At 70.7% G+C, this 25905-nt stretch carries 30 protein-coding genes, 1 tRNA gene and 1 pseudogene; 7 read left to right on the top strand and 25 right to left on the bottom strand.

What is annotated here, in order from left to right; all coding sequences use genetic code 11:
- The first annotated feature begins 42 nt into the window (after nt 1-42).
- Nucleotides 43-117 (top strand) — tRNA-Val (locus M4D82_RS11085).
- Between the two features lie 63 nt (nt 118-180).
- Here the strand turns inward: M4D82_RS11085 and M4D82_RS11080 are convergent.
- From M4D82_RS11080 to M4D82_RS11030, 11 genes are all read right to left on the bottom strand, one after another.
- Nucleotides 181-1329: a site-specific integrase gene (locus tag M4D82_RS11080; RefSeq protein ID WP_249765890.1), complete on the bottom strand. Its 1149-nt coding sequence runs from the start codon at nt 1327-1329 to the stop codon at nt 181-183.
- On the bottom strand, nt 1329-1526 hold the full coding sequence (locus M4D82_RS11075; protein ID WP_053614155.1) for a helix-turn-helix domain-containing protein: 198 nt from the start codon (nt 1524-1526) through the stop codon (nt 1329-1331). Before M4D82_RS11075 ends, M4D82_RS11080 begins: the two co-directional genes overlap by 1 nt.
- A gap of 166 nt (nt 1527-1692) precedes the next feature.
- The gene (locus M4D82_RS11070) at nt 1693-2946 is read right to left on the bottom strand and encodes a DUF3631 domain-containing protein (RefSeq protein ID WP_249765889.1); all 1254 of its coding nucleotides are present in this window, start codon (nt 2944-2946) and stop codon (nt 1693-1695) included.
- Nucleotides 2946-3257: a hypothetical protein gene (locus M4D82_RS11065; protein WP_249765888.1), complete on the bottom strand. Its 312-nt coding sequence runs from the start codon at nt 3255-3257 to the stop codon at nt 2946-2948. Before M4D82_RS11065 ends, M4D82_RS11070 begins: the two co-directional genes overlap by 1 nt.
- Nucleotides 3254-4159, bottom strand: coding sequence for a bifunctional DNA primase/polymerase (locus M4D82_RS11060; protein ID WP_283844464.1), 906 nt, complete (start codon nt 4157-4159; stop codon nt 3254-3256). The genes M4D82_RS11065 and M4D82_RS11060 overlap by 4 nt, the downstream gene beginning before the upstream one ends.
- Complete coding sequence (locus M4D82_RS11055; RefSeq protein ID WP_249765887.1) at nt 4156-4335, bottom strand: hypothetical protein; 180 nt, start codon at nt 4333-4335, stop codon at nt 4156-4158. The genes M4D82_RS11060 and M4D82_RS11055 overlap by 4 nt, the downstream gene beginning before the upstream one ends.
- A complete protein-coding gene (locus M4D82_RS11050) occupies nt 4332-5060 on the bottom strand; it encodes a DNA cytosine methyltransferase (RefSeq protein ID WP_249765886.1) in 729 nt (242 codons plus the stop codon). Before M4D82_RS11050 ends, M4D82_RS11055 begins: the two co-directional genes overlap by 4 nt.
- An 86-nt stretch (nt 5061-5146) precedes the next feature.
- Nucleotides 5147-5302: a hypothetical protein gene (locus M4D82_RS11045; RefSeq protein WP_249765885.1), complete on the bottom strand. Its 156-nt coding sequence runs from the start codon at nt 5300-5302 to the stop codon at nt 5147-5149.
- A 13-nt stretch (nt 5303-5315) separates the two neighbouring features.
- Nucleotides 5316-5816, bottom strand: a complete 501-nt coding sequence (locus tag M4D82_RS11040) for a hypothetical protein (RefSeq protein ID WP_249765884.1) — start codon at nt 5814-5816, stop codon at nt 5316-5318.
- Nucleotides 5817-6038: 222 nt separating this feature from the next.
- The gene (locus M4D82_RS11035) at nt 6039-8189 is read right to left on the bottom strand and encodes a hypothetical protein (RefSeq protein ID WP_249765883.1); all 2151 of its coding nucleotides are present in this window, start codon (nt 8187-8189) and stop codon (nt 6039-6041) included.
- Nucleotides 8189-9841, bottom strand: coding sequence for a hypothetical protein (locus M4D82_RS11030; RefSeq protein ID WP_249765882.1), 1653 nt, complete (start codon nt 9839-9841; stop codon nt 8189-8191). Before M4D82_RS11030 ends, M4D82_RS11035 begins: the two co-directional genes overlap by 1 nt.
- Before the next feature lie 96 nt (nt 9842-9937).
- Between M4D82_RS11030 and M4D82_RS11025 the strand changes: the two genes are divergently transcribed.
- Nucleotides 9938-10102: a hypothetical protein gene (locus M4D82_RS11025; RefSeq protein ID WP_249765881.1), complete on the top strand. Its 165-nt coding sequence runs from the start codon at nt 9938-9940 to the stop codon at nt 10100-10102.
- Nucleotides 10103-10117: 15 nt separating this feature from the next.
- On the opposite strand, the gene M4D82_RS11020 is transcribed toward M4D82_RS11025, so the two are convergent.
- From M4D82_RS11020 to M4D82_RS11000, 5 genes are read right to left on the bottom strand one after another with little or no spacing between them, the layout of a single operon-like run.
- Nucleotides 10118-10366, bottom strand: coding sequence for a hypothetical protein (locus tag M4D82_RS11020; protein ID WP_249765880.1), 249 nt, complete (start codon nt 10364-10366; stop codon nt 10118-10120).
- A gap of 26 nt (nt 10367-10392) precedes the next feature.
- Entirely contained in the window at nt 10393-10728 is a 336-nt protein-coding gene (locus M4D82_RS11015; RefSeq protein WP_249765879.1) for an RRQRL motif-containing zinc-binding protein, read from the bottom strand.
- Nucleotides 10725-10958: a hypothetical protein gene (locus tag M4D82_RS11010; RefSeq protein ID WP_249765878.1), complete on the bottom strand. Its 234-nt coding sequence runs from the start codon at nt 10956-10958 to the stop codon at nt 10725-10727. The genes M4D82_RS11015 and M4D82_RS11010 overlap by 4 nt, the downstream gene beginning before the upstream one ends.
- The gene (locus M4D82_RS11005) at nt 10955-11938 is read right to left on the bottom strand and encodes a DUF2637 domain-containing protein (protein ID WP_249771687.1); all 984 of its coding nucleotides are present in this window, start codon (nt 11936-11938) and stop codon (nt 10955-10957) included. The genes M4D82_RS11010 and M4D82_RS11005 overlap by 4 nt, the downstream gene beginning before the upstream one ends.
- A gap of 56 nt (nt 11939-11994) precedes the next feature.
- Nucleotides 11995-12264 (bottom strand): DUF6284 family protein, encoded by a 270-nt coding sequence (locus M4D82_RS11000; protein ID WP_249765877.1) that lies wholly within the window; start codon nt 12262-12264, stop codon nt 11995-11997.
- Nucleotides 12265-12889: 625 nt separating this feature from the next.
- Between M4D82_RS11000 and M4D82_RS10995 the strand changes: the two genes are divergently transcribed.
- Both M4D82_RS10995 and M4D82_RS10990 read left to right on the top strand, forming a co-directional pair.
- A complete protein-coding gene (locus tag M4D82_RS10995) occupies nt 12890-13756 on the top strand; it encodes a GntR family transcriptional regulator (protein WP_249765876.1) in 867 nt (288 codons plus the stop codon).
- Entirely contained in the window at nt 13740-14489 is a 750-nt protein-coding gene (locus tag M4D82_RS10990; RefSeq protein ID WP_249765875.1) for an HAD family hydrolase, read from the top strand. Before M4D82_RS10995 ends, M4D82_RS10990 begins: the two co-directional genes overlap by 17 nt.
- 754 nt (nt 14490-15243) lie before the next feature.
- On the opposite strand, the pseudogene M4D82_RS10985 reads toward M4D82_RS10990, so the two are convergent.
- The 5 genes and pseudogenes from M4D82_RS10985 to M4D82_RS34580 all read right to left on the bottom strand — a co-directional run bounded on the left by M4D82_RS10985 (nt 15244) and on the right by M4D82_RS34580 (nt 19557).
- Nucleotides 15244-16152: pseudogene (locus M4D82_RS10985) on the bottom strand (tyrosine-type recombinase/integrase).
- 137 nt (nt 16153-16289) lie between these two features.
- Nucleotides 16290-17066: a hypothetical protein gene (locus M4D82_RS10980; protein ID WP_249765874.1), complete on the bottom strand. Its 777-nt coding sequence runs from the start codon at nt 17064-17066 to the stop codon at nt 16290-16292.
- 252 nt (nt 17067-17318) lie between these two features.
- Complete coding sequence (locus M4D82_RS10975) at nt 17319-17834, bottom strand: hypothetical protein (RefSeq protein WP_249765873.1); 516 nt, start codon at nt 17832-17834, stop codon at nt 17319-17321.
- 704 nt (nt 17835-18538) lie between these two features.
- Nucleotides 18539-19009 carry a hypothetical protein gene (locus M4D82_RS10970; protein ID WP_349637054.1) on the bottom strand — a complete coding sequence of 157 codons (471 nt, stop codon included), beginning with the start codon at nt 19007-19009 and terminating at the stop codon, nt 18539-18541.
- Nucleotides 19010-19482: 473 nt separating this feature from the next.
- Nucleotides 19483-19557, bottom strand: coding sequence for a 50S ribosomal protein bL37 (locus M4D82_RS34580; RefSeq protein ID WP_100661309.1), 75 nt, complete (start codon nt 19555-19557; stop codon nt 19483-19485).
- 102 nt (nt 19558-19659) lie between these two features.
- Here M4D82_RS34580 and M4D82_RS10965 point away from each other — a divergent pair, with 102 nt between their 5' ends.
- Together M4D82_RS10965 and M4D82_RS10960 are read left to right on the top strand one after the other, a co-directional pair.
- Nucleotides 19660-20328: a TRADD-N-associated membrane domain-containing protein gene (locus M4D82_RS10965; RefSeq protein WP_249765871.1), complete on the top strand. Its 669-nt coding sequence runs from the start codon at nt 19660-19662 to the stop codon at nt 20326-20328.
- 7 nt (nt 20329-20335) lie between these two features.
- On the top strand, nt 20336-20563 hold the full coding sequence (locus M4D82_RS10960) for a DUF2277 domain-containing protein (protein ID WP_249765870.1): 228 nt from the start codon (nt 20336-20338) through the stop codon (nt 20561-20563).
- Nucleotides 20564-20592: 29 nt separating this feature from the next.
- Here M4D82_RS10960 and M4D82_RS10955 read toward each other — a convergent pair whose 3' ends face one another.
- From M4D82_RS10955 to M4D82_RS10940, 4 genes are all read right to left on the bottom strand, one after another.
- A complete protein-coding gene (locus M4D82_RS10955; RefSeq protein ID WP_249765869.1) occupies nt 20593-21087 on the bottom strand; it encodes a hypothetical protein in 495 nt (164 codons plus the stop codon).
- A gap of 384 nt (nt 21088-21471) precedes the next feature.
- Nucleotides 21472-22086, bottom strand: coding sequence for a DedA family protein (locus M4D82_RS10950; RefSeq protein WP_249765868.1), 615 nt, complete (start codon nt 22084-22086; stop codon nt 21472-21474).
- 110 nt (nt 22087-22196) lie between these two features.
- Nucleotides 22197-23858, bottom strand: a complete 1662-nt coding sequence (locus M4D82_RS10945) for an alkaline phosphatase D family protein (RefSeq protein WP_249765867.1) — start codon at nt 23856-23858, stop codon at nt 22197-22199.
- 126 nt (nt 23859-23984) lie between these two features.
- Entirely contained in the window at nt 23985-24668 is a 684-nt protein-coding gene (locus M4D82_RS10940; RefSeq protein ID WP_249765866.1) for an HNH endonuclease family protein, read from the bottom strand.
- A 545-nt stretch (nt 24669-25213) separates the two neighbouring features.
- Between M4D82_RS10940 and M4D82_RS10935 the strand changes: the two genes are divergently transcribed.
- Nucleotides 25214-25795, top strand: coding sequence for a TMEM165/GDT1 family protein (locus M4D82_RS10935; protein WP_249765865.1), 582 nt, complete (start codon nt 25214-25216; stop codon nt 25793-25795).
- The last annotated feature ends 110 nt before the right edge of the window (nt 25796-25905 follow it).

Here is a 25905-nt window from a genome sequence, read left to right as displayed (position 1 = left end):
CGCCGGGGGTGCGCACGCCATGTAGGCTGTCCACTCGTCCACGGGTGCGTAGCTCAGGGGTAGAGCGCTGCTCTTACAAAGCAGATGTCGGCGGTTCGAAACCGTCCGCGCCCACCAGTGCGAAGGCCCCCAACCGATCATGGTTGGGGGCCTTTGACGGCTAAAAGTGACGGCAGTCCCTCACGCGCTCGGCCGTCGCCGGCGCAGCAGCCGGTCCATGTGCCCCATCGCCTCCCGACGGCCGCCGTCGGCCACGTGGGTGTAGATGTTCATCGTGACGGCGATCTGCGAGTGCCCCAAGATCTCCATCACCACCCGGGGCGCCACCCCGGCCGCGAACAGCAGCGTGGCGCACCCATGCCGGGCGTCGTGCAGCCGGATCCGCGGCAGGCCCGCGTCCTGGCCGATCCGCTCGAAGGACCGGCTGATGTTGCGCGGCTCGATCGGCCGGCCGGTGCGGGTCGTGAACACGTAGTCGCTCTCCTCCCACTCCTGGTCCTTGGCCGCGGCCTGCAAGGCGACCTGCCGCATCCGCTGCCAGCGCAGGGGCGCCACGCACATCCGGGGGAGGGGAATGACTCGGCTCCGCCTGTTCTTGGTGGAGTCCGCGTACAGCTCCTTTTGCACGCGCTGAATCTGATTCCGCACGGTCAGGGTCCGGCGGTCGAAGTCGATGTCGGACCAGCGCAGCCCGAGGATCTCGCCCCGGCGCAGCCCCAGGGCGACCGCCAGTACGAACGCGGGGTACAGCGGGTCGCGCCGGCTGGCCTCCAGGAACGTGAGCGTTTCGTCGAGGTCCCACGGCTTCAACTCGCGCTGGACGACCCGCGGGGCCGGCACGAGCATCACCACGTTGCGGCTGATCAGCTCCTCCCGGTTCGCCGCTGTGAGCGCACTGCGCAGCACGCGGTGCGACTCCTTCGCCGTTGCGGCGGAGGCCTGCGCGGTCACGGCGGCCAACATGCGCCGCACGTCTCGTACCCCGAGGGTCTCCAGACGCTTTGAGCCCAGATGTGGGATGAGGTACAGACGGACGTGGGTCTCGTACTTGGCGTACGTCGTCTTCTTGCGGTCGTGCTTGACGAACGTCTCCAGCCAGAAAGGCAGCCACTCGGAGAGCTTGGCTGAGCGGGTGGGCGTCGGGATGCCCTGCCGGTCGCGGAGGACCAGCTCCTGACGCTTGGTGTCGCACTCTTCCCACGTCTTGCCGTAGACGGTCTTCCGGCTGCGTGTGCCGTCGGGCTGGGGGACGTATACGCGCGCCTCGTACCGACCGTCGCTGCGCTGCCAGATGCTGCCAGCGCCGTTCGGGTTCCTCTTGCGTGCCATCAGGCTGCTTCCTCCAACTTGGCTTCTAGATAGGCGCGAACGCTGTCTGCGGGGATCCGGCGCGAGCGGCCCTCGGTGAAGCTCGGGAGGGCGCGGGAGCGGATCAGGTTGTAGACGGTGAAGCGGCTGAGCCGCAGGGCGGCCATGACCTCGGGAACGGTCAGGGCCTGGTGGGTGGTGGGCAAGGGGGAACTCACTGCTACCTCCCAGGGCGGTGGTCGGGATTCTTCGCTCTGGGGGATCCGCAACAGCCGCCACGCCGCAACAGCGCTGGTCAGCGGCTTGAATCTGTGGCGGATCCCGGTTTTGTGGCGGATCGGTGCCGCCACGCGTGGACGTGGCGGCACCTGGGGTCGCGGGTGGTTATCCGGCGACGGGGAAGAGCGGTGTGGCGGTTTCCGCGTGCATGTGGCGGATGGCTGTGGCGGTTTCCGCCACAGATTCACCCCCGCTGACCTGCGGTGTGGCGGCTGTGGCGGATGTTGCGGACTTCTGGGGGTGCGGGGGGCAGTAGCGGGCCCAGGCGTCCGCCAGGTCCTCGGCGTAGTAGCCCTTGGGGGTGGCGGAGCCGACGCGGATCCCTCGGGGCTTGATGGGCTTGTTGGCGGAGGTGACGTACTGGCCGAGCATCTGCGACAGCATCCGGGAGCTGAGGGGCTTGCCGTCCATGTCGGCCCATGGGGCGTCGTCCATGCGCAGGAGGCATTCGAGGATGGCCGCGGTCGGCATTCGCTCCTCACCCCGGAACACCTGATCACGAAGATCCGTCAAGAGCCGGATGCCGAGCGAGGAGGCGTCGTTCTCCTTGGCGGCGGCGACCAGCTCCAGGCAGGCGGCGCGGGCCCGCTGCGGCCAGTCACCCCCGGCTGCTTCGGCGACGGAGAGGAGCGGCTCCCACACGTCCGCCGGCCGGTCGGTGATCCCGTCGGGCATGGCCGGCCAGGACTCGGCCACACGCTTGCGGACGGACTCGGCCCAGGCGGCGAGGCGGTCACGCAGGGCGTTGCCCTGCTTCTTGTGGATGCGCTCGCGCCAGGGCTCGCACTTCTCGTTGGGTGCCTTCTTGCGCATGCGGATGATGACGGAGCGGGTGAAGACCGTGTCGGGCAGGGACCCGAGCCCAGCCAGGGCCACGGCGCTGAAGGCGGGGAACCCTTCCACGGTCTGGTTCGCGCCGTCCCCGACACACCGGTACATCTTCCGGCCGCGACTGTGACCGGCGTTGAGGAACTTCCGCAGGTTCTCATCACCTGCGGCCTTGGGGCCGAAGATGGTGTCGATCTCGTCGAAGAGGATCGTGGGCCTGCTTCCTTCGACTCCGGCCACGGACCGGAACAGCGCGGACTGCGAGGCGTCCACCGCCGCCATGGAGTTGGGCACGAGGGTCTCGATCACGTCCAGGGCGCGGCTCTTGCCGGACCCGGGCTCCGGGGAGAGGAACGCAATCCGCGGGGTGGCGTCGAAAGCGTCGAGGAGGTGCGCGTGGGCGTCCCACAACGTCACGGCCACGTAGGCGGCTTCGCGCGGGAAGATGTTGAACCGGCGGTGGAAGGCCTCCACCTCGTCCAGCAGCACGCTTCCGTCGATGGGGGTGGGCTGGGGCTTGAGGTCGCTCATCAGGCGGCCTTCCCTTCCTGGGGGGCGACGTGGGGGCAGGTCTTGCGGTGCCGGTCGTGGTCGGCGATCAGCGCGAGGGCACGGGCCTGGCCGGCGGCGAACAGGTCCCGCCCGCAGGCGCACCACGAGCGGGCGGTCGGGGTGGTGCCGCGGCCGGGGGCGGTGATGTGGAGCCAGGCGACGGGGCGTCGTCCGTCGTCGCCGTGCGGGTCAGGGCGAACAGCAGAAGGGACGCCTTCGGCGACGACCTTCGGCGCACCACTGCCGTCTACGGTCGGGGTCGGTTCGGCGGCGCGGGGGTGGGTGGTCATGGCGTGCTCACCGCCACGGCGGCGAAGCCGCGGGTGACCGCGCGTTCGGCGTAGGCCTCGGGAACGCCGACGGCGACGGCGGCGGCGGTGACCTGGTGACCGAGGGCTTCGAGTCCGCAGGGGCCGGGGCATCGGGTGTGCTGGTTGGCGAGGAAGCGGGCGACGCCGTAGGCGGTGCTGCCGGCGCCTTCCTTGCGGCAGGCGGCGATCCGGGCCAGCCCGCGGGTGAGACCGGTTCGGACGAAGGTGTCGTTGTGGCGGCATCCGGTGGCCACCGACCGGTCCCAGGTGGCGCGGGCGGGTGGGGAAGAGTCCACCTCCCCGCGAAGGGGCCGGGTGGATTCTTCCCTCACGACGAGTACGCGGACGGCGTCCGGCAGGGTCGTGATGGGGCCGGTGCCGGGGCCGTACCAGCGGGTGTACTGCATGAGCGACTTGAGGTCGATGCCGGGCCTGACTTTGTTGGCGGATGGCATGGCGCCTCGGTAGACCCAGTGCTCGCCGCGTGTCGTGGTCACGACCTTGGTGGCGGGGAGGTTCTCGCGGGCCCAGGTCATGGCGTCGGGGTTGTCGAGGTCCACGATCGTGAGGCCGGCCCCGCCGGGGTGGTACGCGACGGCTTCCGCCTGGTCCCAGGCACGGGCCCAGGCCGGGGAGGTGAGGACGTCGGGATCGGTGGTGGCGGCGGCCCAGCCGTGGCAGGGTGCGGGGCACAGGCAAGGGCCCGCGGCCTTCATGTTCGGGCGGTCGCCGCACCGGCACGGGCCGGCGCTCTTGCTGCTGGCGCAGGCGGGGCAGTTCCCAACGGGAAGCTTGCCTGCCCGCAAGGGCAGGACGGGCAGGCCCATCTCGGCGAGCCACAGGGCGGTCCGCAGGTGCCCCTTGGCGTGGCGCGGGATCACCGGTGTCCTGCCTTCCAGCAGGACGGGCAGAGGTCGCGACCGCCGGAACGGGTGTGCCACCCGTCCTCACGGCGGATCCGGCGTACCTCGGTGACGGTGTGCGCGAGGGGGTGGTGCGTCGCGTTGCGGCAGTCGGGCCCGTCGCAGTTGACCGCAGGAAAGTTGTCGGCGCTCATACGGCCACCACCCCGATCAGGGTGCGAGCGAGGAGGGCCCGGCCGATCCACCACGTGTAGGCCGGCGGGATGGCCTCGGTGAGTTCCTCGCGCACGTCGGTCCAGGTGATGCCCATCGCCGTCTGCATTTCGGCGACGGTGGCCTTGCCGCCGCCGGCCCCGTACGCGGCGACGTAGGGGCCGTCGCGGTAGACGCCGTGGCGCCAGCCTCGGACGTAGCCGCGGTGGCGGGGGTGGGCGGGCTGGGTGGTGGTCCAGCCGCCGAGCTCGAAGCTCCTGTGTCGAAGGACGCCCAGGCCGAACATTTCGCCGCACAGGGCGAGGTCGCGGCGGATGGGGGCCTTGCCGTTGGGCTGCTCGATCACGTACGGCAGCTCGGTCGCGTCGAGGAGGGTGCGGAGTTCGGGGATGAGCTGGACGTGGGCGCGTCCCCAGCCTCGGGAGGTGTTGGTGCCGACGGTGAGCGCGCATCCGGCCTGGCACGGCGGCGAGGCGTGCACGGCGCTGTACCGGCGGATCTCCCCGGACGTGATCAGGTCCGCGAGGACGGTGAGGGCGTCGCCCTGGAGGAACGCGAAGGGGTACCGGGGGCGGGGGCGGATGTCGACGCCGGTCACGTCGAAGCCGGCGTGGTGGTAGCCCATGGCGGCGCCGCCGGCGCAGGAGAACAGATCCAGTAAGGCGGACCGGTGGCCCTCTCGCCGGATGTCGGTCGTGTGGGTCATGCTGGTCTCTCCAGTTCTTGAGCGTTCTGGACGAGAGCGGCCCCGGTCATTGGCGTGAGTGGGGGCCGCTCTCGGCATGTCGGGGGTCAGAAGCCGTTGTGGGCGGCGGCGCCGGCGCACTCGTAGCCGGGGCAGTCACAGCCGTGGCATTCGGTGCACTCCTCGGTGTCGCAGTCCTGGCACCAGTGGTGGCCGGGGCAGTTGTACTGGCAGCAGTCGTCGCAGTAGGTGTCTTCGTCCATGGGTGGCTCCTGTTCAGCGCTGGTTGAGGGTGCCGCTCGCGCGGCCGAACATCCCGGACGCGGTGATGTTCTGGGTGACGTGCTGGACCGGCGCCGGGCCCCGGCCGGTGGCGCGGGCGGCGCGGAGAAGCAACGGGGTGAGGGCGCTGGCGGCGATGAGGGCGACGGCGGCCCAGAGGGCGTCGGCCATGGCGAGGATCCCGGGGGCGGCGTAGGAGATTCCGAAGCCGGCGGCGGCGATCCCGCCCCCGACCGTCGGCGCGAGAAGCGCCGTCGTACGGGCCCAACGCGGGATCGGCTCCACCATCTGGGCGGGTTCCGGTTCCGTGGTGGGCGGGGTCGGGCTGTGGGTGTAGGCGAGGGTGCGGATTCCGTTGGGGAGGGTGACGACCTCCACCCCGGGCGGGAGTTCCGGGAGCGGGGGTACCGGCCCCCGGGTCTGGTGGAGGGCGCCGTATGGGGCGTGGTGGGTGGTGGGGTGGGTGGGGATCGGCAGGGCGGTCTTGTGGTGCACAACGTGGTCCCTTCGGCGGCCGCGGGCACCCTCCCGGACGGGGTTCGGTGGGGTGCCCGCGGCTTGTCGGCCGGCTTGTCGGGTGCTTGTCGTGCGGCTTGTCGCCTCACTTGTCTTGTCGCTTGTCTTGTCGCTTGTCGCCTCCCAGGTCGCAAGCCGTTTCCGGGCCCTTGGGAGGCCCGGAGCGGGGTTTTCCTGGGTGTGGGGGCGACAAGCGACAAGTCAGTCCTCGGAGGAGTCCGTGGGGGCGTGGGTGCGGTGGACGTAGCGGGTCTTGGTGCCCGTTCCGATCCGCACCGCGACACCCTCGTCGGTCCACTCCTGGAGCCATCCGCTGATGGTCTGGCGGGTGGTCCCGTACTCGTCCGCGAGGACGCGGGCGATCGCGGAGGCGCCGGTGCCCTCGGGTCCGGCGGCTTCCAGGACGGTGAGGGCGGCCTGCCGGGCGGCGCCGTCCTCGTCCGTCGTCGGGGTGCGCAGGGCGGACAGGTTCAGCCCCGGCCGCTCCTTCCGCTTCCGCTCCTCTCCCGGCTCGCCGCCGGTGGTGGAGGGTTCGTCGGTGGTGGGGAACGTGGCGTCGATCTGGCGGCGGAACTCGGCCGCCAACCGGTCCTCGTCCGGCCGGTCTTCGGTGCGGTGGGCGGAGAGGTTCAGGCCCCGCGCCCGCCCACCCGCCGCCGTCGGCTCCACGGTGGTCGGCCCGCCGCCGGCACCCTGGCCCGGTTCGGGATCGGGGGTGGTTTCGGTGATCCACGCGGTGCGGGCCTGGTCCCAGCGGCGGGCGTAGGCGGGGCCGGCGGCCTTGGCGGAGATGTCGTCCAGGCGAGGGTGCCGGTCGCTGGTGGCGTGGACGATGTCGCGGATCTGGTTGGGCAGGATCCGCCACGTCCCGAACAACCCCGCCGGGGACTCGACGGTGCCCATGAACCCGGACCCCTTGTACGGGGCCTGTTCGATGCGCAGGCCCCGGGAGCCGGGGAACAGCTTGCCGAGGTCCATGCCTTCGGTCGCGCCGCCGGTCAGGACGACGCGGGTCTTGGCCTCGCGGCGGATCATCAGGTTGCCCAGGACCGCACCGGTCGCCCCGAGGGCGGTCAGCACGGTCCGAAGCGCCATCGCGCGGGAGATCCGGATGACCTCCAGGATCTTCGCCGCCAGGACCCGCAGGGTCTTGTCGTTGCTCGCGAGGATCTCGGCGCCCTCGTCCACGACCAGCATGATCTGCGGGATCTCGGCGGACACGGGCAGCAAATCGGTGTTCACGTCGGCCATGAGCTGCTGGTAGGCGACCTTGCGGCGCTTGGCGATCGCGATCGCCGCGTCCAACATCAGGTGCGCCTCCTCCGGGGTGGAGGCCAACCAGTCGATCCCCGGCCGGATGGGGGTGCCCTGACCGCCTTCGAGGGCGGGGCGGACCCAGGGCAGGCCGGCGGATCCGGCGTTGAGGTCGATGACCCAGGTCAGGATGTCGGTGGCGCGGGCGAGACCGGCCAGGATGACGTGGACCATGTTGGTCTTGCCGGACCCGGTGGGGCCGACCACCAGCGCGCACTGTTCGCGCAGGTAGGTGAGGATCTCCTCCGCGTTGGTCCGATACCCCCACGGGATCCCGGTGTGGATCGACAACGGCCCGTACTCCGACGGGTACGCAACCGTGGTCGCCAGGACGTTGGCGGTCGTGACGTCGATCAGCACCCGCCCCTGGTCGATGCCCGGGGAGGCGGCGGCGGTGCAGCCGTGGGGCAGACGCGCGTCGGCGGACAGACGCGCGTTGTGCTGGGCGATCCGGTCGTAGGTGGTCCCGCCGGCCGGGAGTTCGGCGTCGATCGTGAACCCGCTCCCGGTCGGCCACATCTCCACCGCCAGCACGCGCACGGTGATCCCGCAGACCCGCTGGATCCGTTCCACCCACTCGGCGGCGATCGCCCGCCGCTCGGCGGACAGTTCGCGGGCGATCTGCCGCTCCATCTCGGCGGCGGCCTCCAACTCCCGGGCTTCTTCGTAGAGGCCGGTGGCGCGGGCGGAGGCTCCGATGCCGATGCCGAGGACGGCGAGGGAGCCGAGGGCGCCCCAGGTCAGGGGGCCGGTGGTCAGGGCCCAGGTGGTCCATCCGGCTCCGAGGATCCATGCCGCCGCCCGCGCTCCGATGGTGCGGGCGGCGAGCTTCTGTCGCAGGCCGGAGGCGGTGTGGCCGATCGCGCCGACGGTGCCGGCGGCCAGGGCCCAGGTGGGGGGCATGTGGGTGAGGGTGCCGACGGCGGCGAGCGCGTATGCGCCGGTGGTCGCGGACAGGGCGCCGGTGATCGGCCCGTGGCCGGCGGCCCAGTCCAGGGCGAGACCGTTGTGCGTGAGGGGCTGGGTCTTGGTGGTCATCAGACGTTCCAGCCCTTCTCGGCCTCGGCGCCGTTGCGGGGGTCCTCGTGGCGGGCGATGTCGGCCTCGTGGGCCTGACGGAAGACCGGGGCCAGCTCGGCGGAGAAGTCCACGACGTTCAGGAACATCGCGTACAGGTCCCCGAAGGTGTCCGCGACGACCTTCTCCAGCGGGAACTCGGAGTCGGAGCGCTCGGCGAGGATCCGCAGGACGGCGGCGATGAGTTCGAGGGCCTCGGGGAGGTTCTCGATCATCGCGAGGATCTCCATGCAGTTCTCGGGCTCGTAGGACTGCGCGGCGGAGGCGAGTTCGGCGGCGAGTTCCTCGAAGTTGAACCCGGACGCGGGCGTGGGAGTGGACATGAGGGCTCCTTCGCTGGGGGGTTCGGGAATCAGGGAGGCAGGTCGCGCGGCGCGGTCGCCGACCTGCATGTCGTCCTGGGCGCGTTCGGCGTCGGCCTGCGCTTCGGCGTCGGCTTCGGCCGTTTGCAGGTCGGCCTGGATCTCGGCGTCGCGTGCCTCGCGGTCGGTGCGGGCCCGTCCGGTCAGGAACCGGTACAGGCGCCGGCCGGGGTGCATCAGCCAGGACCAGCCGAGCTTGCGACCCAGCGGGGTGGTGAGGGCGCCGAGGATGCCGACGCCGGCAGCGAGGATCCCGGCCAGGGCCCGGCGGGCGTGGAAGCGCATCGCCGAACGCAGCAACGCTTTGCGGGCGGCCTTCTGGGCGGGGGCCTTGAGGTGCGCGACCCGCTTGCGGTGGGCCGCCTCCCTCACAGCCTCCCGGGCCTTGCCCAGCGTGCGGGCAGTGCCGGTGTCGCGGGCGGTACGACCGGCGGCGACAGTCTTGTCGCGCAGGGCGGCGGTCTTGCCCATGGCCTTGGCCAGGGTCCGCGCGGCCACACCCCGCGGCTTACCGGCGGCCGGACTGTCCCCGTCCCGGCGGGCGGCCTTCGCGGCCCGCTGGTTGTCGGCGACCTGCCGCCGGGCCCGCACCGACGCTTCCCGGGCGGTGGCACGGGTGGGGGTCTGAGCGCGGGATGCCGACCGCAGCGCGGCGACCTGCCCCGCACGTCCGCCCGCCAGACCGCCCAACGTCTGACCGGCCTTCTGCCGGGCCGACGGACGTTCACCGGGCTTCGACGCCGAGATCGGAGTGCCCCGGTGGGAGGCGGCCGGTCGCCCGGCGGCCCCCGCCGACGGACGGCCGGCGGATCCGGCCCCCTTCCCGGCACGTAAGCCACCGGCAGGAGTCCCCTTGCCGGGCGTACGGGCAGAACTGCGGGTCTGGGAGGGAACCCCACCCAAGAGGCCACCCCCACCCCGGCCCGCCTTGCCCGCACCGGCCGCAGGGGCGTTGGTGCGGGTGGGCTTGGTGGCGGGCTTGGTCTTGGTGCGGCGGTGGGCGGCGAGGGCGCCCAGGACGGCGGCGCCGGTCACCGTCGCGACGGCGACGGCCGGACCGCCGGCCAGGGCGGCGGTGGCCACCAGCCCGGCCGTGCCGTTCGCCCCGGACAGGGCCAACGGCACGACCGGGAAACCACCCGGCGTGTGCTCCACCCGCTTCGCCTTGGGGGCGGTCGCGGCGGGCGGCATTGCCGGGGCGGGGGTGGATTCTTCGGGAGGAGCCTGCGGCTCCACGATCGTCTCGGTCATGCTGAACGTGCTCCTTCACGGGAGAAGGGGGCCCGGCCGGCGCTGTGAGAGGTTGGCGGCCGGGCCCTGCTGACGTTCCGGACGGGGGGCGAGCGCATGGGCTGGATCAAGCGGGACAAGCACGACGAGGCGGGGTTGTGCCGCTGGTGTGGGAAGTTCATGCCGCACGAAAGCCGCTGGTACCGCCGCTACTGCGGATTCGGGCACCGCATGCGCATGTACTGGACGGCCACCGTGCTCCGGGTCCTCGACAACCTCTGAGCACACGGGCCACGGTCAGAGCCCGTTGGGCTCCAGACTGAAGAAGACGCAGTTGGCGTTGGCCATCTCGGGGTGCTGGGCCACGATGTGGCCCCGGAGTGCGACGAACACGTCGTAGCGGGTGGAGTCGGCGGGCGGGGTCCACGTCCCGTACTGCGTCGTCATCGTCCGACCGGGCAGCTCCAGGGTCAGCACCCACATGTGCGAGCCCTGAGCGGCGGCCGAAGTGCCGGTGGCGGGGGTGGAAGAGGTCTTGGAGGTCACTGGAACTCCTTGAAGATTCGGGGTGTTCAGGCGGCGAGGGACGGCGCGTCGGCGCAGGTCACGCACATGCCGAGGGAGGCCGGGATCACGTAGCCGGCGTCCCGCGCACAGGCGGGGCAGGTGCGGCGGGCCGTGTTCGCCCGCTCCAAAGCGGCCCGGCGGCCCGGGGTCATCGGCCTCACCGGTCGGGCCAGGTCGACCCGGTACAGGTAGGCGACCAGCGGCCCGTGCCGACGGCGGGGGCGTTCGAGCTGGGCGACGACGTCCTGCCCGCCGGGCCGCAGGCCGGCGGCGCGGAGCTGTCGACGGGTGGCCAGGCCCTCGGGGGCCAGACGCCACCGGTAGACGGGCAGGCCGCTCATCGGTCGAGGCGGTGGTAGGCGGCCCGGCAGCCGGCGGCGTGGTCGTTGGCCCTGGCCCGGCTGGTGTCCACGTGGTGGTCGATGCTGCTGTAGCCGTGGCCGCACCCGTGGCAGGCCCAGTAGGAGCTGCCGGGGGTGCCGGTGACGTCCACGGCGGCACCGACCTGGTTGTGCATCCGGATCAGCAGGTCGTCCGGCTCGGCGGGGGCGGTGATCGGGGAGAGCTTCACGATGCGGCTCCTTCGAGGCCGGCGGGCGGGGTGCGGAGTTCCTGGTAGCGGCCGGAGACCCAGCCGACGGACCAGCCGGTCAGCTCGGCGGCCACCCGGATCCCGAGACCGACGGCGTGCAGGCGCTTGACGAGCGTGCGGGCCTCGGGCTCGGGGAGCTTCTCCGCGGCCGGTCCGAGGGCCAGGAGTTCAGCGCGTTCACGCTCCAGCCGTTGCTGTTCACGCTCGCGTTCACGGCGTTCACGCTCGACCTCGTCGGCACGGGCCTGACGCTCCCGCTCCTGCTGCTGGCGGGCCTCCAGTTCCCTCTGCTGTTGGGCCTGGCGTTCAGCGCGTTCACGCTCCAGCCGTTGCTGTTCACGCTCGCGTTCACGGCGTTCACCGGCCTCGCGTTCCTCCCGCTCGTGACGCTCACGGGCCTCGCGCTCCTCACGCCGGACCCGCTCCGCGCGTTCGGCCTCCTCGCGGATCAGGCGGGCCTCGTGTTCACGCTGTTCACGGGCCTCGGCCGCCTCGTGCTCGCGGCGTTCACGCACCCGCTGCAGGCGGGCCTCCTCCAGCTTCTCCGCGGCCGTCTCGCGAGCCTGCCGGGTGGCTTCCTCCCGCTCCTCCAGCCCCTTGACAGCGGCGGCCAGGGCCCGCCGGTAGGCGAGACCCGCCTCAGCGGTCACAATCAGCAGCAGCGGCGCGACAGAGTGGACGGCGACGCCGACCAGGTCCCCCACCAGCGCGGACGCTCCCACGTTCAGCAGGAGGGTCATGGCGCCGGTCATCCACCGCAGCGCCACCGGCCACGGCCCACCCCGACCGCCCAGGCGGGCCAGGACGGAGTCGAGACGGACCACGATCACCACGGCGGAGTCGACCACGAGCGGCAGGATCGGTGCCGTCCACGCCCAGTCGTCGGGCGTGTGTGCGGTCATGAGGGGGGTGACGGTCAGGACGGAGAAGAGCATCGCTCCGCTGACGATGGACCACATGCCCACGCTCAGCGCACGTTCTGCGGCGTCGGCTTGAGCGCGGCTGGTGATCGCCTTCACGCCGCGTCCCCTGCCCTTGCGCGGCGGGCCCCCCGGTTGGCGGCGTCGCGGCGGGCGGCCATCAGGCGGGCCTCGGCGCGGCGCCGGCGGCGCACGTCCAAGGCGGCCGGGGCGGGCTCCATGAGCGCGATCTGAACGTCGATGAACAGCAACTCACCGGAGATGAGCACCGGGGGCTCCGCCTCGATGGCGGCCAGGTCGGCGTCGGTCGGCCCGTCGCCGTACCAGTCACCGGTAACGGGGTCCTGCACAAGATCGATGAACATCAAGGTCTTGCTCCTTCCACAGAGGAACGGGACCGAACAGCAGCCCCCGGCGTTCGAGCGCCGGGGGCTGCACTTCGTCAGGGGTGAAGCAGGAAGAACACTCCGGCTCCCCTCGACCCCGCCCGTACGACGCCAAAGGGCGCTGGACGGGCGGAGGAGGCAGCCGGCCGCAGCCTGGAGTGGGCTGCGGAGGAACCGCCGACCGGGAGTCCCGGCGAGTTGGGTGGCGGTGGGTGACGCGAAGGGCAGCCGTCCGTGCCGGTCCAGCACAGGCAGCGCCCAGATTCTTCGTCGGTACACATCAACCTCCAGCAGGGGGTCGGACGTGCGAAAAGGTGTCTCGCCTTCGGGAACACGAGCTCCCGTTGTAGGCGTGCGAGACGGCGACCTTTCGGTCTCGCCCTCCGGTTGACAAGGGATCCGGGGCCCTCCCCCCGTCCAACGCGGGGCTCCTGGTCGTGCGTGAGCCCCTGAACAGCACCGTTTAAGGCACAGCTCTCCCGTTCAGCCTGACCAACTTGGCTAGCCCGGTGGGCACGAGAACAACGTAGCCATCCTGGATAGCCACGTCAATGCATGGATAGCCAAGCTGCCCAAATAGTCAGGTTGGACGTAGCATCGAGCCATGACGTATGCGCTTGAGGCCCTGGACCCGGACGACGACCGACCGCCCTACGAGCAGGTGGCGCGCAATCTGGGCGCCGCCATCAGGACGCGGAAGCTGGCCCCCGGAGAGAAGCTCCCGTCCCACAAGATGCTGACCGACCACTACGGCTTCGCCCGCGCGACCATTCAGCGCGCACTTCGGGACCTCGAAGACGAAGGGCTCGTCGTGTCCCGGAAGGGCAGCGGGGTCTACGTACGGAACCGCACCGAGCGGCCGGCGGGGCTACGGCCGTACGTCGAGCAGGCCTTCGCCAGCAAGAACGTCACGATCGATTTCGCTGGGTTTTCCAGCGAGACCCTTCACGGCGCGCTGCAAGAGCCGCTAGACAAGATCCGCGTAGGGCGCCTCACGCCCACGAGCATCCGCATCCGCATCCTCGTGCCGGACATGGGCGTACCGCAGGCCGCGCCCGTACGGCGCGAGGACTGTGCCGACGACCCGCGGCTTCGTGCCCGCATGCACGACATCATGCTCGGCTACACCCGCAGCATCTCCGACGCCATAAGCGAGCTGAGTCACCTTGGGCTCGTCCAAGAGAGCAGCGTCAGCGTGCGAGTGCACAGCGGCACTCAGTTCTTCAAGCTCTACGTGATCAACAATGAGGATGCGTTCTTCGGCTACTACCCGATCCGCCCGAACAAGGTGGTTGCCCAGGGCGAGACGATCGAGATCTTCGACCTCGTCGGCAAGGACACGATCTTGTTCCACCACTCACTCAATGACGGCGACTCGACCGGCGGCGCTCAGCAGGTCGAGCAAGCTCGAATGTGGTTCGACAGCGTCTGGGAGACGATCGGGAGGGACTTCGATGCAGACACCCACTGATTCTTTGCGTGATCTCCTGAGTCCGGTCGACGCGGTCTTCTTCGACTTCGACGGGCCGATCTGCGACGTGTTCCGCGGACTGCCCGCACCCCAGGTCGCGAGTGAGCTGGCCGACATCATCGCCCTTTACGCGCCCGCCCTCGCGAGTCGGGCGCGTTCCACCGACGACCCGATGGAGGTACACCGCCTCTCACAAGAAGGGGGCGAATCCCTTCTGCGCGTCGTCGAGGCAGCGCTCACATCTGCGGAGGTACGGGCTGTTGCCACGGCAGGCGCGCCCGTGGACGGAGCTGTCCAGGCTCTTCACGCGGCACGCGATTCGAAGCGTCGCGTTGCCGTCGTGAGCAACAACTCGGCCGATTGCGTGAGGAAGTTCCTGGCGATCCACGATGTCCTAAGCCTTGTGGATGACATCGTCGGCCGCCCGGCGCTTCGGCCGGACCTGATGAAGCCTTCCGCCCACCCTCTCCTTGTTGCCGCAGCGGCCCTGGGAGCGGCGCCCGAAAGCGCGGTCCTGATCGGCGACTCAACGACGGACGTCGAGGCGGCACGAGCCGCCGGCACACGGATCATCGGTTACGCCAACAAGCCTCAGAAAGAGACCACGTTGGCCGGGGCCGACGTGGTCGTGCTGGACATGCGCGTGATCGCCGAAGGACTCACAGCGATCACGGCATCAGCGTGCACCACGTCTGCGCCACATGCGGCGGACAACCCCGGTAAACGGCGGTAAGCCACAACGGCTGACACGACTCCCGAAACCCGGAAACCATCAGGTCAGGGACCTACGAGCGAGATCGCACGCAGGATTCCCAAGCTCATGGCGACCCGTCTGGCGGGCGGGCGTGCGCCCCTGAGCCTCGGTCGACCCCCTGTGCGCCCTCTCCATGTTCCACTGTCTGCGCCATCGTCGTGGTGCCGACGAGGGCCGATGAAGGGGGGCGAGGTGACGCAACCGCTGTGCGGGGCGGCAACTCAGGATGGTCGCCGCTGCCGGAACAAGGCGATCACCGGAAGCGGGCAGTGCTCGAAGCACCAGGGGGCTTGGACCGCTTACGGGGTGGCGCAGCGAAAGAAGAAGGAAGCTGAAGCGAAGATGCGGAAGCTACGGAATAAGAAGTGAGCCCGCGCGGCCTATTCGTGGACCGCTGGGACTCTGCATGACCCCGATAGGCTCTGAACTGCAGAAACATGCTTGATGCACGGGGCCTCCGGAGCCGTGACCGTCGAGGCGAGACGGGAGAGTCGGCTACGGCTGACGGCAACGTTTGACGGCAACGCCGTCGGACGGTCGAGGTTCCTGGCGTACCTCGGGGACCTGTGCCCGCCGGAGTCGAGACGCTGGGCGCCAGTGCTCAAAACCTGTCGGACGAGCTTACAAAGCAGATGTCGGCGGTTCGAAACCGTCCGCGCCCACCAGTGCGAAGGCCCCCCGCCGATCATGGCGGGGGGCCTTTGACATCTACATCTGACATCAACGGGGACGGTCAGGAACGGCCGTGCCGGGTCCTGAGTAGCCTGTCCATGTGCCCGACCGCCTCGCGCTGGGTGTCCTGGACGACGTGGGCGTAGACGTTCATGGTGACGGCGATCTGCGAGTGCCCGAGGATCTCCATCACGACCCTGGGCGGGACGCCGGCGGCGGTCAGCAGCGTCGCGGTCCCGTGCCGTGCGTCGTGCAACCTGACGACTCGGATCCCGGCGTCCTTGGCCACTCGAGTGAAGGAGCGGTATACGTTCCGCGGCTCGATCGGCCGTCCGGTCCGGGTGGTGAACACGTAGCCGGTCTCCTCCCACTTCTCCCCGGCGGCCTCCCTCATGGCGGCCTGCTTCATCCGCTGCCAGCGCAGGGGAGCGACACAGATCCCGGGCAGGGGGAGGGTCGGCGGCGGCGCCCCTTGGGGTCATCGTCGTACGCCTCGCCCCGAGCTCGACCAGGGAGACGACGTTCCGGCTGACGAGCTCCTCGCGGCAGGCAGCGGCGACAGCGGTCCGCAGCACCCGGTGCGACTCCTTGGAGCCGCGCTGGTCCGCTTCTGCAGCTGCACCAGGGCCCGACGCACGTCGGCGACGCTCAGGGACTCCAGCCGCTTCTTCCCGAGCAACGGCACCAGGTAGAGCCGGACATGGGTCTCGTACTTGGCGAAGGTCGTGCGCTTGCGATGGGGCCGGACGATGTTCTCCAGCCAGTAGGGCAGCCACTCGGCGAGCTTGGCCGACTGGGTGGGCACGGGCACGCCCTGGTCCACCTTGGCGAGCAGCTCGCGGCGCTTCGGGGGCCGGTCGAGCGGGTGCAGGTTGGTTTGTGGTGGGGGTGGGGAGCTGTCATCCCGTCTGCCGTCGACCCAGGCAAGCCATAGCAGACCAGGATTCTGGGGCCCAGGTCGTTCGTCCAGTAGGGCGCTCCACCTGGGCGCCAGAAGCCTGCCCCGCTATCACTTCGTGTGGGTCGACGGCAGACGGGATGACAGCTGGGGCGCGCTGTGGCTGGCGCCGTCTGGCTGGGAGCCACTCAGGGCTCGAGAAGGCGATTTCAGCTTGCCGGGTTGATACGCGACGTGAGCTCTTGCACCTTGGCTTCAAGGGCGTCATCGTCCTGGTCATCCACCCACCGCACGACAGCGACAGGTATGCCGGCGCTCGCCACCTCCCTGAGCCGCCGTGCGACGTCTTGCGGCAGCGGCCGATTGGTGACGAGCAGCAACGCGTCGATAGGAGCAACCCGGTGGTCACGAACTTGAACGGCGGCCTGCACTGCGGCGCGGAGCACAGCGGTCGTCAAAACGGATCGACCCTCCTTGACGTTTACGCCGATCCGGGCAGAAGCGGTCTGCAGGACGATGTCGATGCCGCTGTCACCCAAGCCGCCCCTGAGGACTGAGCCGGGATGCAACGCCGAAAGGCGTTCTGCTACCTCCCGCTCATAGACGGCTCCCGACACTCGGGCAACAAACGGGTCATTAGATGACCTCGGATCGATAGCACTCAAGACTTGAAGGGCTTGGCGCGCATCCTGGGGTGCCTCCTGCTCGATGGTCTCCGCTACCGCATGTCTGCGACGGGCCATCAGCACCTCGTAATCCTGGTACCGAGCACGCGTGAGAGGTGACCCGTTGATAGCCATGATCAAGAGGACGGCTCCGGCGAGAAGCAGCGCGACAGAGCCTGCCTGGTTGCTCGATACGAAGACCGCAACCGTTCCAGCTCCAGCCAAGAGAACCCCCGCCATCGACGCCCCCACGCGTTCCCAGCGAGTCAGCGGGACGGCGTCTGGTTCCGGGATCTCAGGCATCTCGTCAGCAGTCGACACGCCAGGCAGCCTACTTAGAGTGAAGGCGTTGCGACGAGCTTTCACAGATCACGTACATCGACGCCGCCATCCCATGAAGCGCCCGTCTCAGTTTCCGTCCCATTCAGCTTCGTACGGCGGCGTTCAGCACGGTGCATGCCACGAGCAGCCTGAGCCACCGGCACGTCCATGAACGCAGATGAACGCTTCCGCGCCTGCCCCTGACCTGCACCAACAGACTTGGAAAGAGTGCTGTTCGCCGGCCAGACGTGGCTACAAGTGGCGGGTGTCCGGGCTGAGGATGGCTGGATCTTCGGATCGCAGCCGGAACTCTGCATGGACGCCGAGGCTGTTGCGTGCGGCAATGTAGAACTCATCACGCTTCTCCTGAAACTCCCGGAACGCCCTCATCCAGTCGTCTGACGTACCTGGGCGCATGTCTCGAACGAACTGTTCCAGTACCCAGGCGCGCCGCTGTAGCGATCTGGCTGCCGAGATGGATTCCGCGTCTCCCATAAGGAGCACGGCTTCGAACGCATAGCCACGCTCAAGCTCAGCTTCGGCCAGCAGCTCCAGGCCGGCCTCCCTGGCGAGTGGCTGGGGCAGGTCGAAGAGTCCCTTGCCTGCAGCCATACGACCTGCCAGCGAGGTGAACCTCTTGACCGCGTCGGCATACCGGAGATAGCACTCCAGGCGACGTTCGTCCCACCGTGTGGAAAGTTGACGCCGCCACCGAGATCTCTCCGTCAGGGCTCCACCGATGTACGACGCAACCGCGCCGACGAGCACACCGATCAAGGTGAATAGTTGTCCTGACATGCCCCCGCCTATCATGTATCTGTCAGGAGGGAACATACGGCCGGAGGCTCTGACGCGTAAGGGCCTCAGGCTGGTCCGAGAGCTGAACGGCCTCTCAGCGGAGCCGGGATGAACGGCCCGATGCCACTACATCTCCGGAGCCCTCGGGCAGCTGCCGTACCGCAGCGAAGTACAGCAACCCCAGCAACCGGCAGCGCCCAGTACAGGCCCTCAGGGACTTCCGGGCGGCCTGTATGACCTCACGTGACCGATCTCGCTAGAGCTACGGATCAGAAGGACTCGCGTGCCAGACAGGGCAGGGAGCAGCGGTCAACGGCGGGTGCCAGGGCGAGCCCCAAGGTTCTCCCTGGGCACCCATTTCCGCTGGTCACCCGAGAAGCGGCGTCTACAAGATCGGTGATTCCCAAGCTCATGGCGTCCGCCGAGTTGGGGAGCCGTGCGTGGCATAGCGACCAGTTTCCACCGTGGATGGCAGAGCCGGTGTGGTGGCTGCCGGTCGGCACCGCTGTCCTGATCCCGAGGGCAGCACGGTTCAACCCGTACTCCGACGACCCGGATGACCTCACCCTCTGCCCCGCCTGCAACCACGGCTACGACCCCGTGACTACCACGACTACGCGGGCTGACGCCTCCTTGGGGCCCCGGCGTGAGTCGGGGTCCCAAGGGGGAGCGGGTTAGGCAGCGCGGGGAGCGGCCGGCGGGTGGAGCGGCTCGTGGTGGTGCCAGATGAGGTAACCGTCATCCCGGCGTAGCTCAGCCGAACCCCACTCGATTCGCATGACGCCGCGCTCCATGGAACAGGCGTAGGCCACGATGATCAGGCGTATGTCGGGCGACAGGAGGGCCAAGTCCGGATGGACGTGCTCCTCGTCCAACTCGTCCAGGCCGAGGTCGAGTGTTTGCTGCATCGGCTCCGGGCCGTGGCGACGAATGAGGTCGGCGCGGAAGCCGACGGCCTTCCGGAGTCGCGCCTCCGTGACCGGGACATCTTTCTTGGCGTAGCGGATCGGGTAGATCGCATTGCCGCCGATGATCGCCACCGTGCGGCCTTGTAACCGACGGAAGCTCGCCCCGTCGAACGGTGCCAGGCCAGCAGCGAGCGCCTCGTACTGCGCTGCGTGGAGCCCGTGGCCGTACGCCTCCAAGGTCTGAGTGTGAACGCCTTCGTGGGCGTGACGCGCCCGTGCATGAGCTTCGACCAGGCAGGCCGGAATGGTCTCGGCCAGTCGGCTAGCTACGTCACCGAAAGTCGTGGTGGCCCATTGGGTCGCAGAACTCACTATGCGTCGCCCTCCCCCTGCGTGGTCAAACGCCGAGCTGCACTTTCCCCACGGTGCGGGCAGCGCGATGACCGCGCAAGAGGGCACGGGAGCACAGGCCGCGCACGGACCTTGTGTCTGACATCCGCGAGTGACATCAACGAGGGTGGACGTGAGCGGCCGCGAGCGGTCCCGAAAGCCAGTCGAGGCCAGGTGCCCGCCTGCCGAGTCAGGAGCCTGGGCGAGCTTACAAAGCAGATGTCGGCGGTTCGAAACCGTCCGCGCCCACCAGTGAAAGGCCCCCGACCGGGAATCCGGTCGGGGGCCCTTTGTGTGTCTGTGGGCGGAAGCGCGGGCGGTCAGGCGTTGGGGCGCTTGCCGTGGTTGGCCTTCTTCTTCTTGCGGGCGCGGCGCTTGTTTCCTCGTTTGGCCATGGTGCGTACTCCCTCATCCCGGGCAATTCGGGTCTTCGTCAGTCTAGGTTCCGGGGCACGGGGCCGCATCAGAGGCGCGGTTGTTCGGGTGGTGGGGTGGGGATGCCCTCTTGGGGGGTGGTCGGGATGGTCGCGATCGGGGAGTGGGTGGTCGGGGTCGGGGCGGGGGTGGCGGCCGCCGGGCTCGTGGGTGCGGAGTGGTTGCGCGGCGTCCGGTTCGAGCGGCGTCGGGACGAGGAGCGGGCGCGGCTGCTGGAGGGGGTGGGGGTCGCCGCCCCCGGGGCGGCGCCGGCGGATCCGCGGTTCCTGGACGCCGGCAGGCACGGGGCCGACGCCGAACCGGTGGACCGGCGGGACGACTTCACGCCGATCCTCGTCGAGTACTACGCCTACGGGCTGGCCCAGGCGCGCAGCAGCTTCGCGACCAGCCAGCGCTTCGCCGGGGCCGGCGCGGCCATCCTGCTCTTCGGGGTCGCCCTCGCGGTATGGAAGGCGGAGAGCGCGGGGGACATGTACGTCGGGGTCGTGACCAGCTCCGTCGGGCTGGTCGTCACCCTCGTCGGGCAGCTGTTCCACCGCCGGGCCGATGTCGCCCTGCGGCACATGGCGGCGCAGACGGCCGCCCTGCGCGAGGACCGTCGGGCCGCCGAGAACACGCAGCAGGCGATCGGCCTGCTGGAGGAGATCACCGACCCGCTGTTGCGGGGACGGCTGCAAGCCGGACTGATTCTGAAGCTTTCCGGGGCCGAGCTGCCGCCCGCCGCGCCATAGTGGAGGTATGTGCCGTTCCATTAAGACGCTGCGTCCGCCCGCCATCCCCGAGAAGGCCACGGAGGAGGAGATCCGCGCGGCCGCGCTCCAGTACGTACGGAAGGTGTCCGGGTTCCGGGTGCCCGCCGCGCACAACCAGGAGGTGTTCGAGGCGGCGGTGGACGCCGTCGCCGAGGCGACCCGGCTGCTGCTCGACGGGGTTCAGGTACGGGGGCAGCGGGTGCCCGCCGCCTGAGCGGCCGGCCGTCCGGCGGGCGGGGGCCGTCAGCGGGCGGATGCGGTGCGGCGGCGTAGGAGCCAGGCGCCGGTGCCGAGGGCGCCGGCCGTGAGGAAGCCGCCCAGGGCGATCTGGGTCGGGCTCATCGAGTCGACGCTGCCGCCGAGGCCGCCGCGGGCGGCGCCGGGGGAGACCTGGAGCGAGACGGTGACGCGCTGGCCGCCGGTGCCGCCGCACTCGAAGGTGACGGGGTACGTGCCGGTGGCGGCGTTGCGGGAGACGGTGGCGGAGCCGAAGAGGTTGGTGGCCTCCAGGTTGCCCGGGGTCAGCCAGACGTCGCCGAAGAGGGCGGAGGAGGCCCGGCCGGTCTTGGTGCCGCAGCCCGTGACGTTGAGGCTGACGCGGCCTCCGGGGGCGACGGTGCCGGGCGAGACGGAGGCGGACGGGGCGGCGGAGGCCAGGGTGGCGGGGGTGACGGCCGCGACGACGAGTGTCGCGGCGGCGATCCCTGTCAGGCGGTGCCGGTAGCGCGTGGGGGACATGGAGATGACTCCTCGGGCTCCTCGAAACGACGCGGCCAGGGCACGGATGTGACGCGGATTCGGTTGCGTGCCGTGCTCTGGACGCTAGAAGCCCTGCCGGCGGACGGCGATCGCTGCCGGGTGAACGGGTGACCACACTGACCCACCCGGGCGATCCGGGTGGCTGCCGGGGGCCGGGGCGTGGCAGTGCCGGGGATCCGCGCCGGTCGGCGGGCGACTCGGGCCGGCGGCGGGGGATCGACCCGGCTCAGCCGCCGGTTGTCGGTCGCCAGGACGGGAGGTGCCGGTCGGGGATCCGCGTCGGTCGGCGAGTGACGTGGCGGCCGTTGGGCGCTCGCGCCGGTTGGTGGGCGGGGTAGGCGTGCGGTCGGGGCAGCGGGTGGGTCAGGTGGCCGGTGTGGGGGTGGGTGGGGGGCGGCGGATGAGGTAGGCGGCCAGGGAGCCCGCTGCGAAGAGGGCGATCAGGGAGACGGCCGGGCCCAGCCAGGTCGCCCCCAGCCACTGGGTGCCGAAGTAGCCCAGGGCCACGCTGTAGCTCGCCCACGTGATCCCGGCCAGGACCGACCAGGGCAGGAACTCGCGCACCGTGCGCCGGGTCTTGCCCGCGCCCAGCGACACCACCGAGCGGCCGGCCGGGGCGAAGCGGGCCAGGACGACGAGGGCGCCGCCGCCGCGCGCCAGCGCCGTACCGAGGCGTTCGTGGGCCCGGGTCAGCCGGCGCGAGCGGGCGATGACGCGGTCCAGTCGCGCGCCGCCGTGCCGGGCCAGCCGGTACGCCGCCATGTCGCCCAGGACCGACGAGGACGCGGCGATGACCAGCAGCGCCATGGTGTTCGGAACCGGCGCGGTCGTCCCGGCGGTGGCGGCCGCCGTGGCCGCCGCGGTGATGACCAGGACCCCGCTCGGCAGCACCGGCAGGAACACGTCGAGCAGGATGGACAGCGCCACCACGGCGTAGATCCAGGGGCTCGCGGTCAGCGACCCCAGAGTCTCAAGCAAGGCGGGACTCCCCAGTCCGAAGCGCCGCGTCGTCGCGGGGAGCGGCAGGGGCGGCTTGACAGCCATACAGCGTACGCCCGGCGGAGTCGACCCCCACCCCCCACCCCGCCCTACTCCGCTTCGGTCAGCTCCCGGTCCAGGACCGTGACCAGCCGCGCCCTCGATCCGCGCCGTCGTGCCTGGTCCAGGCGCAGCCGGGCTTCACGGCCCGTCAGGGCCAGCGTCATCAGCTGGTTGCCGAACCACGGGCCGTCCGTACGCCGCCAGCTCAGCGGCGGCCGGCCCGTCCGCCCGTGGCGGGAGAAGCCGCGCCCCAGCCAGCGGCCCAGCCGTGACCAGCCCAGCCGGAAGCCCCACTTGACCGCCGTGTGGATGGAGTTGTGCACCGGGGAACAGGTCAGCTGGAACACCCGGGCGGTACTGGGTATTCGGGGCTCGGCCACATACGCGTGGTGTACGTCCCCGGACAGGACGCAAACCGTCGCCGGGGCTCTCGGGCCCGTCCCCACCTCCTCGATCAGGTCGCTCAACGCCGCGAACGACGTCGGGAACGCCGCCCAGTGCTCCAGATCGCTGCGCCGCCGCAGGTCCTCCCCGATCCGCGCCCACCGCGGCCCCCGATCGCCCCGGCACAGCGCGGCGTTCCACACCTCGGCGTCATGGATCAGCGGCGGCATCAGCCACGGCAGGGAGGAGCCGATCAGCAGGTGGTCGTATCCGCCGTGGCCCGCGAGCGCGTTCTCCCGGAGCCAGAGCCACTCGGCCGGGTCGAGCATGGCCCGGTCGCCTTCGGCCAGCACCCGGGCGGCCCGGGTGTCGACCATCAGCAGCCGCGTGCGCCCGAAGTCGCGCCGGTAACTCCAGCGCACGCAGCTCGGATCGGCGTCCGCCGCGGCGGCGAAGGCGCGCAGCGCGTCCGTGCCGTCCGGGGTGGAGCGGACCGCCGCGTACAAGGGGTCGGAGTCGAGTTCGTCGGGGGAGAGGTTGCCGAGGTGTTGGTACACCCAGTACGACATCAGCCCGCTGAGGATCCGCTCCGACCACCACGGCGTCGCCCGCATCTCGGCCAGCCAGGCGGCGCTCGTGTTCCAGTCGTCGATGACGTCGTGGTCGTCGAACATGTGCAGGCTCGGCACCGTCGACAGCAGCCAGCGGATCTCGGGATCGAGCCAGGACTCGTCGTAGAGGCGGGTGTACTCCTCGTAGTCCGCGACCTGCGCGCCCGGCGCCTCCCGCAGGTCGCGGCGGGCCGCCAGCCACCGTCTGGTCTCGCGGGACAGGTGGTCGGCGTAGACCTGGTCGCCGAGCAGCAGCAGGACGTCCGGTCGCGGGGCGCCCGGCTCGGCGGCGAGCCGGGCCGCGAGGGTGTCGAGGGCGTCGACGCCGTGCGGTCCGCGCCGGTCGGCCGGGGGCGCGGCCTGGCGGCAGGAGCCGAACGTGATGCGCGGCCCGGGGGTCGGCCGGCCGGGGCCGCCGCCCACCGCCGGGGTGGTGATGGTGCTCGGCGGGAAGCGGCAGTCGGAGGCGGGCCACACCAGGGTCCCGTCGAGCAGTACCTCGTAGGCGGTGGTGGTGCCCGGCGTCAGGCCCGTGACCGGTATCAGCGCGTAGTGGTGACCGGCGATCTGGAAGGTGTGGGCGGTGCCGCCCGCCTCGTCGGCGCAGCGCACTTCGGCCGTGCACGGGCGGTCGGCCTCCACCCATACGGTGGCGCGACCGCCCGTGTCCCAGTCGACGTAGCGCAGCAGTGGCCCAAGACGCAGTCCGGCCATCCAACTCCCCCTCCTCAACAGCCCTTTCGATCACGGTACGGGGTGGGAGGGGAGCCTGCCTCCCCCTGGCGGGGGAGAGGGAGGGTGAAACTCCGGGGCCGGTCGGCGGCGGGGGCCGCCGGCGCGTCAGCAGCCGTTGAGGATGTTGACCAGGGCCGTCTTCTCGCCGGAGTCCATGGTGAGGCCGTAGTACTGCTTGACCTGCACCCACATGCGGGCGTACGTGCAGCGGTACGAGGTGCGCGACGGCAGCCACTTGCCGGGGTCGAGGTCGCCCTTGGCCTGGTTGACGTTGTCGGTGACGGCGATGAGCTGCGGGCGCGTGAGGTCGTTCGCGAGCTGCTGACGCCGCGCGGTGGTCCAGGAGGAGGCTCCCGAGCGCCAGGCCTCGGCGAGCGGGACGAGGTGGTCGATGTCGACGTCGGAGGCGGCGGTCCAGGTGGCGCCGTCGTACTCGGAGTACCAGCTGCCGCTGGTGGCGGCGCAGGAGGAGTCGGTGACGACGTTCACGCCGTCCCGCTTGAGGACGGTCTCGCGGGTGTTGCAGGTGCCCGAGACCGTGCTCCAGTGCGGGAAGAGGGTGCGGCTGTAGCCGCTGAGGGAGCCCTCGGCCGTCGGCGTGACGCCGGCCAGGTAGGAGCGGGCGGCGGCCGCGCTGATGGGGGTGGGCGGGGAGGCGAGGGCGGCGGGGGCGTTCACGAGCGAGGTGAGGGAGGCGAGCGCGACGGCGGAGGCGAGGACGCCCAGCCGACCGACTCGACGCGCGTAGACGGCGGAGACGGCGGACCTGCGGGTGGATATGAGGGCCATGAGGGGCTCCCTGATGCGGGGGGTGGTGGCCGTTCGACCCCGGCGGGGCGCGGCCATGGTGGCGGCGCCAGGTGTCGCGGGGACGGGCACCAGGTGACAGGTTGCCGACATGGGCACGTCACATCAAGGCGTCCAAAGCCCGGGATTCAAACGGAAGTTGAGGTTCCGGGCGTGGGGGACGGGCGCGGGCGTATCAGGGTGTGTACCGGGTGGGTATCAACGTGGGGATCAAGGTGGGGCCAAGCTCACATTCCGGGCCGCTTCGGGGCGCGGAGGTCGTCACGTACCCTGGACGGAGCAGAAGGGGAGTAGCTCTTCGCCGGACCGTCGACATACTGCTGGGTCACACCAGCCGGCGCCCGGAGGCAGACCGCGTCAGCGGGCTGCCAGCGAGACCTTCGGCCGCAGTGTCCTGTTCGTGTGGCGCGCGTGATCGCGTCACGCGTGTACGCAACCCAGGGCGCCGCCGTGCCGAAGCGACCCCTGAAACACCCCAGGTCTCTCGGTTCGATGGCGCCCTGCCCGACCGATCGAGGTTCCACTCCGTGTTCAGCTTCACCGTCATGGCCATCGCCTTCGGCGTCGTCTTCCTCGCCGAACTCCCCGACAAGACGGCCCTCGCCGGTCTGATGCTCGGCACCCGCTACCGCGCCTCCTACGTCTTCGCGGGTGTGGCCGCCGCCTTCGCCGTGCACGTGGCGCTCGCCATCGCCGCCGGCAGCGTGCTGACGCTCCTGCCGCACCGGCTGGTCCAGGCCGTCGTCGGCGTCCTCTTCCTCGCGGGCGCGGCCATGCTGCTCCTGAAGAAGAACGACGATGACGAAGAGGTCAAGCCGCCCGCCGACCAGTCCTTCTGGAAGGTCTCGGGGGCGGGCTTCATGCTGATCCTGGTGGCCGAGTTCGGCGATCTGACCCAGATCATGACCGCGAACCTCGCGGCGCGCTACGACAACCCGATCTCCGTCGGCCTCGGCGCCGTCCTGGCCCTGTGGGCGGTCGCGGGCATCGGCATCCTGGGGGGCCGCACGCTGATGAAGTACGTGCCGCTGAAGCTCATCACGAAGATCGCGGCGGCCGTCATGGCGGCCCTGGCCGCCTTCTCCCTCTACGAGGCGATCGTCGGCTGAGCGCATGCGATGCGGGCCGGGCCTGGGGAACCGCAATGCGACACCCCGGCCCGGCGGCACGCCCCGGCCCGGCGGCACGCCCCGGCCCGGCGGCACGCCCCGGCCCGGCG

Source organism: Streptomyces sp. RerS4 (assembly GCF_023515955.1).
In the GTDB taxonomy this organism is placed as follows: Bacteria; Actinomycetota; Actinomycetes; order Streptomycetales; family Streptomycetaceae; genus Streptomyces.
This window is presented reverse-complemented; position numbering and strand designations above follow the sequence as displayed.

Bases quoted from the DNA above. Each gene is read 5' to 3' on its own strand.
- M4D82_RS10990 (WP_249765875.1), top strand. From the start codon at position 13,740: ATGCAGACACCCACTGATTCTTTGCGTGATCTCCTGAGTCCGGTCGAC.
- M4D82_RS11015 (WP_249765879.1), bottom strand. From the start codon at position 10,728: ATGAGCGGCCTGCCCGTCTACCGGTGGCGTCTGGCCCCCGAGGGCCTG.
- M4D82_RS11035 (WP_249765883.1), bottom strand. From the start codon at position 8,189: ATGACCACCAAGACCCAGCCCCTCACGCACAACGGTCTCGCCCTGGAC.
- M4D82_RS10965 (WP_249765871.1), top strand. From the start codon at position 19,660: ATGCCCTCTTGGGGGGTGGTCGGGATGGTCGCGATCGGGGAGTGGGTG.
- M4D82_RS11030 (WP_249765882.1), bottom strand. From the start codon at position 9,841: ATGACCGAGACGATCGTGGAGCCGCAGGCTCCTCCCGAAGAATCCACC.
- M4D82_RS11070 (WP_249765889.1), bottom strand. From the start codon at position 2,946: ATGAGCGACCTCAAGCCCCAGCCCACCCCCATCGACGGAAGCGTGCTG.
- M4D82_RS11055 (WP_249765887.1), bottom strand. From the start codon at position 4,335: ATGAGCGCCGACAACTTTCCTGCGGTCAACTGCGACGGGCCCGACTGC.
- M4D82_RS10960 (WP_249765870.1), top strand. From the start codon at position 20,336: ATGTGCCGTTCCATTAAGACGCTGCGTCCGCCCGCCATCCCCGAGAAG.
- M4D82_RS11005 (WP_249771687.1), bottom strand. From the start codon at position 11,938: ATGTGGTCCATCGTCAGCGGAGCGATGCTCTTCTCCGTCCTGACCGTC.
- M4D82_RS10940 (WP_249765866.1), bottom strand. From the start codon at position 24,668: ATGGCCCTCATATCCACCCGCAGGTCCGCCGTCTCCGCCGTCTACGCG.
- M4D82_RS11000 (WP_249765877.1), bottom strand. From the start codon at position 12,264: ATGTTCATCGATCTTGTGCAGGACCCCGTTACCGGTGACTGGTACGGC.
- M4D82_RS10955 (WP_249765869.1), bottom strand. From the start codon at position 21,087: ATGTCCCCCACGCGCTACCGGCACCGCCTGACAGGGATCGCCGCCGCG.
- M4D82_RS11045 (WP_249765885.1), bottom strand. From the start codon at position 5,302: ATGGACGAAGACACCTACTGCGACGACTGCTGCCAGTACAACTGCCCC.
- M4D82_RS11065 (WP_249765888.1), bottom strand. From the start codon at position 3,257: ATGACCACCCACCCCCGCGCCGCCGAACCGACCCCGACCGTAGACGGC.
- M4D82_RS11080 (WP_249765890.1), bottom strand. From the start codon at position 1,329: ATGGCACGCAAGAGGAACCCGAACGGCGCTGGCAGCATCTGGCAGCGC.
- M4D82_RS10995 (WP_249765876.1), top strand. From the start codon at position 12,890: ATGACGTATGCGCTTGAGGCCCTGGACCCGGACGACGACCGACCGCCC.
- M4D82_RS11025 (WP_249765881.1), top strand. From the start codon at position 9,938: ATGGGCTGGATCAAGCGGGACAAGCACGACGAGGCGGGGTTGTGCCGC.
- M4D82_RS11050 (WP_249765886.1), bottom strand. From the start codon at position 5,060: ATGACCCACACGACCGACATCCGGCGAGAGGGCCACCGGTCCGCCTTA.
- M4D82_RS10945 (WP_249765867.1), bottom strand. From the start codon at position 23,858: ATGGCCGGACTGCGTCTTGGGCCACTGCTGCGCTACGTCGACTGGGAC.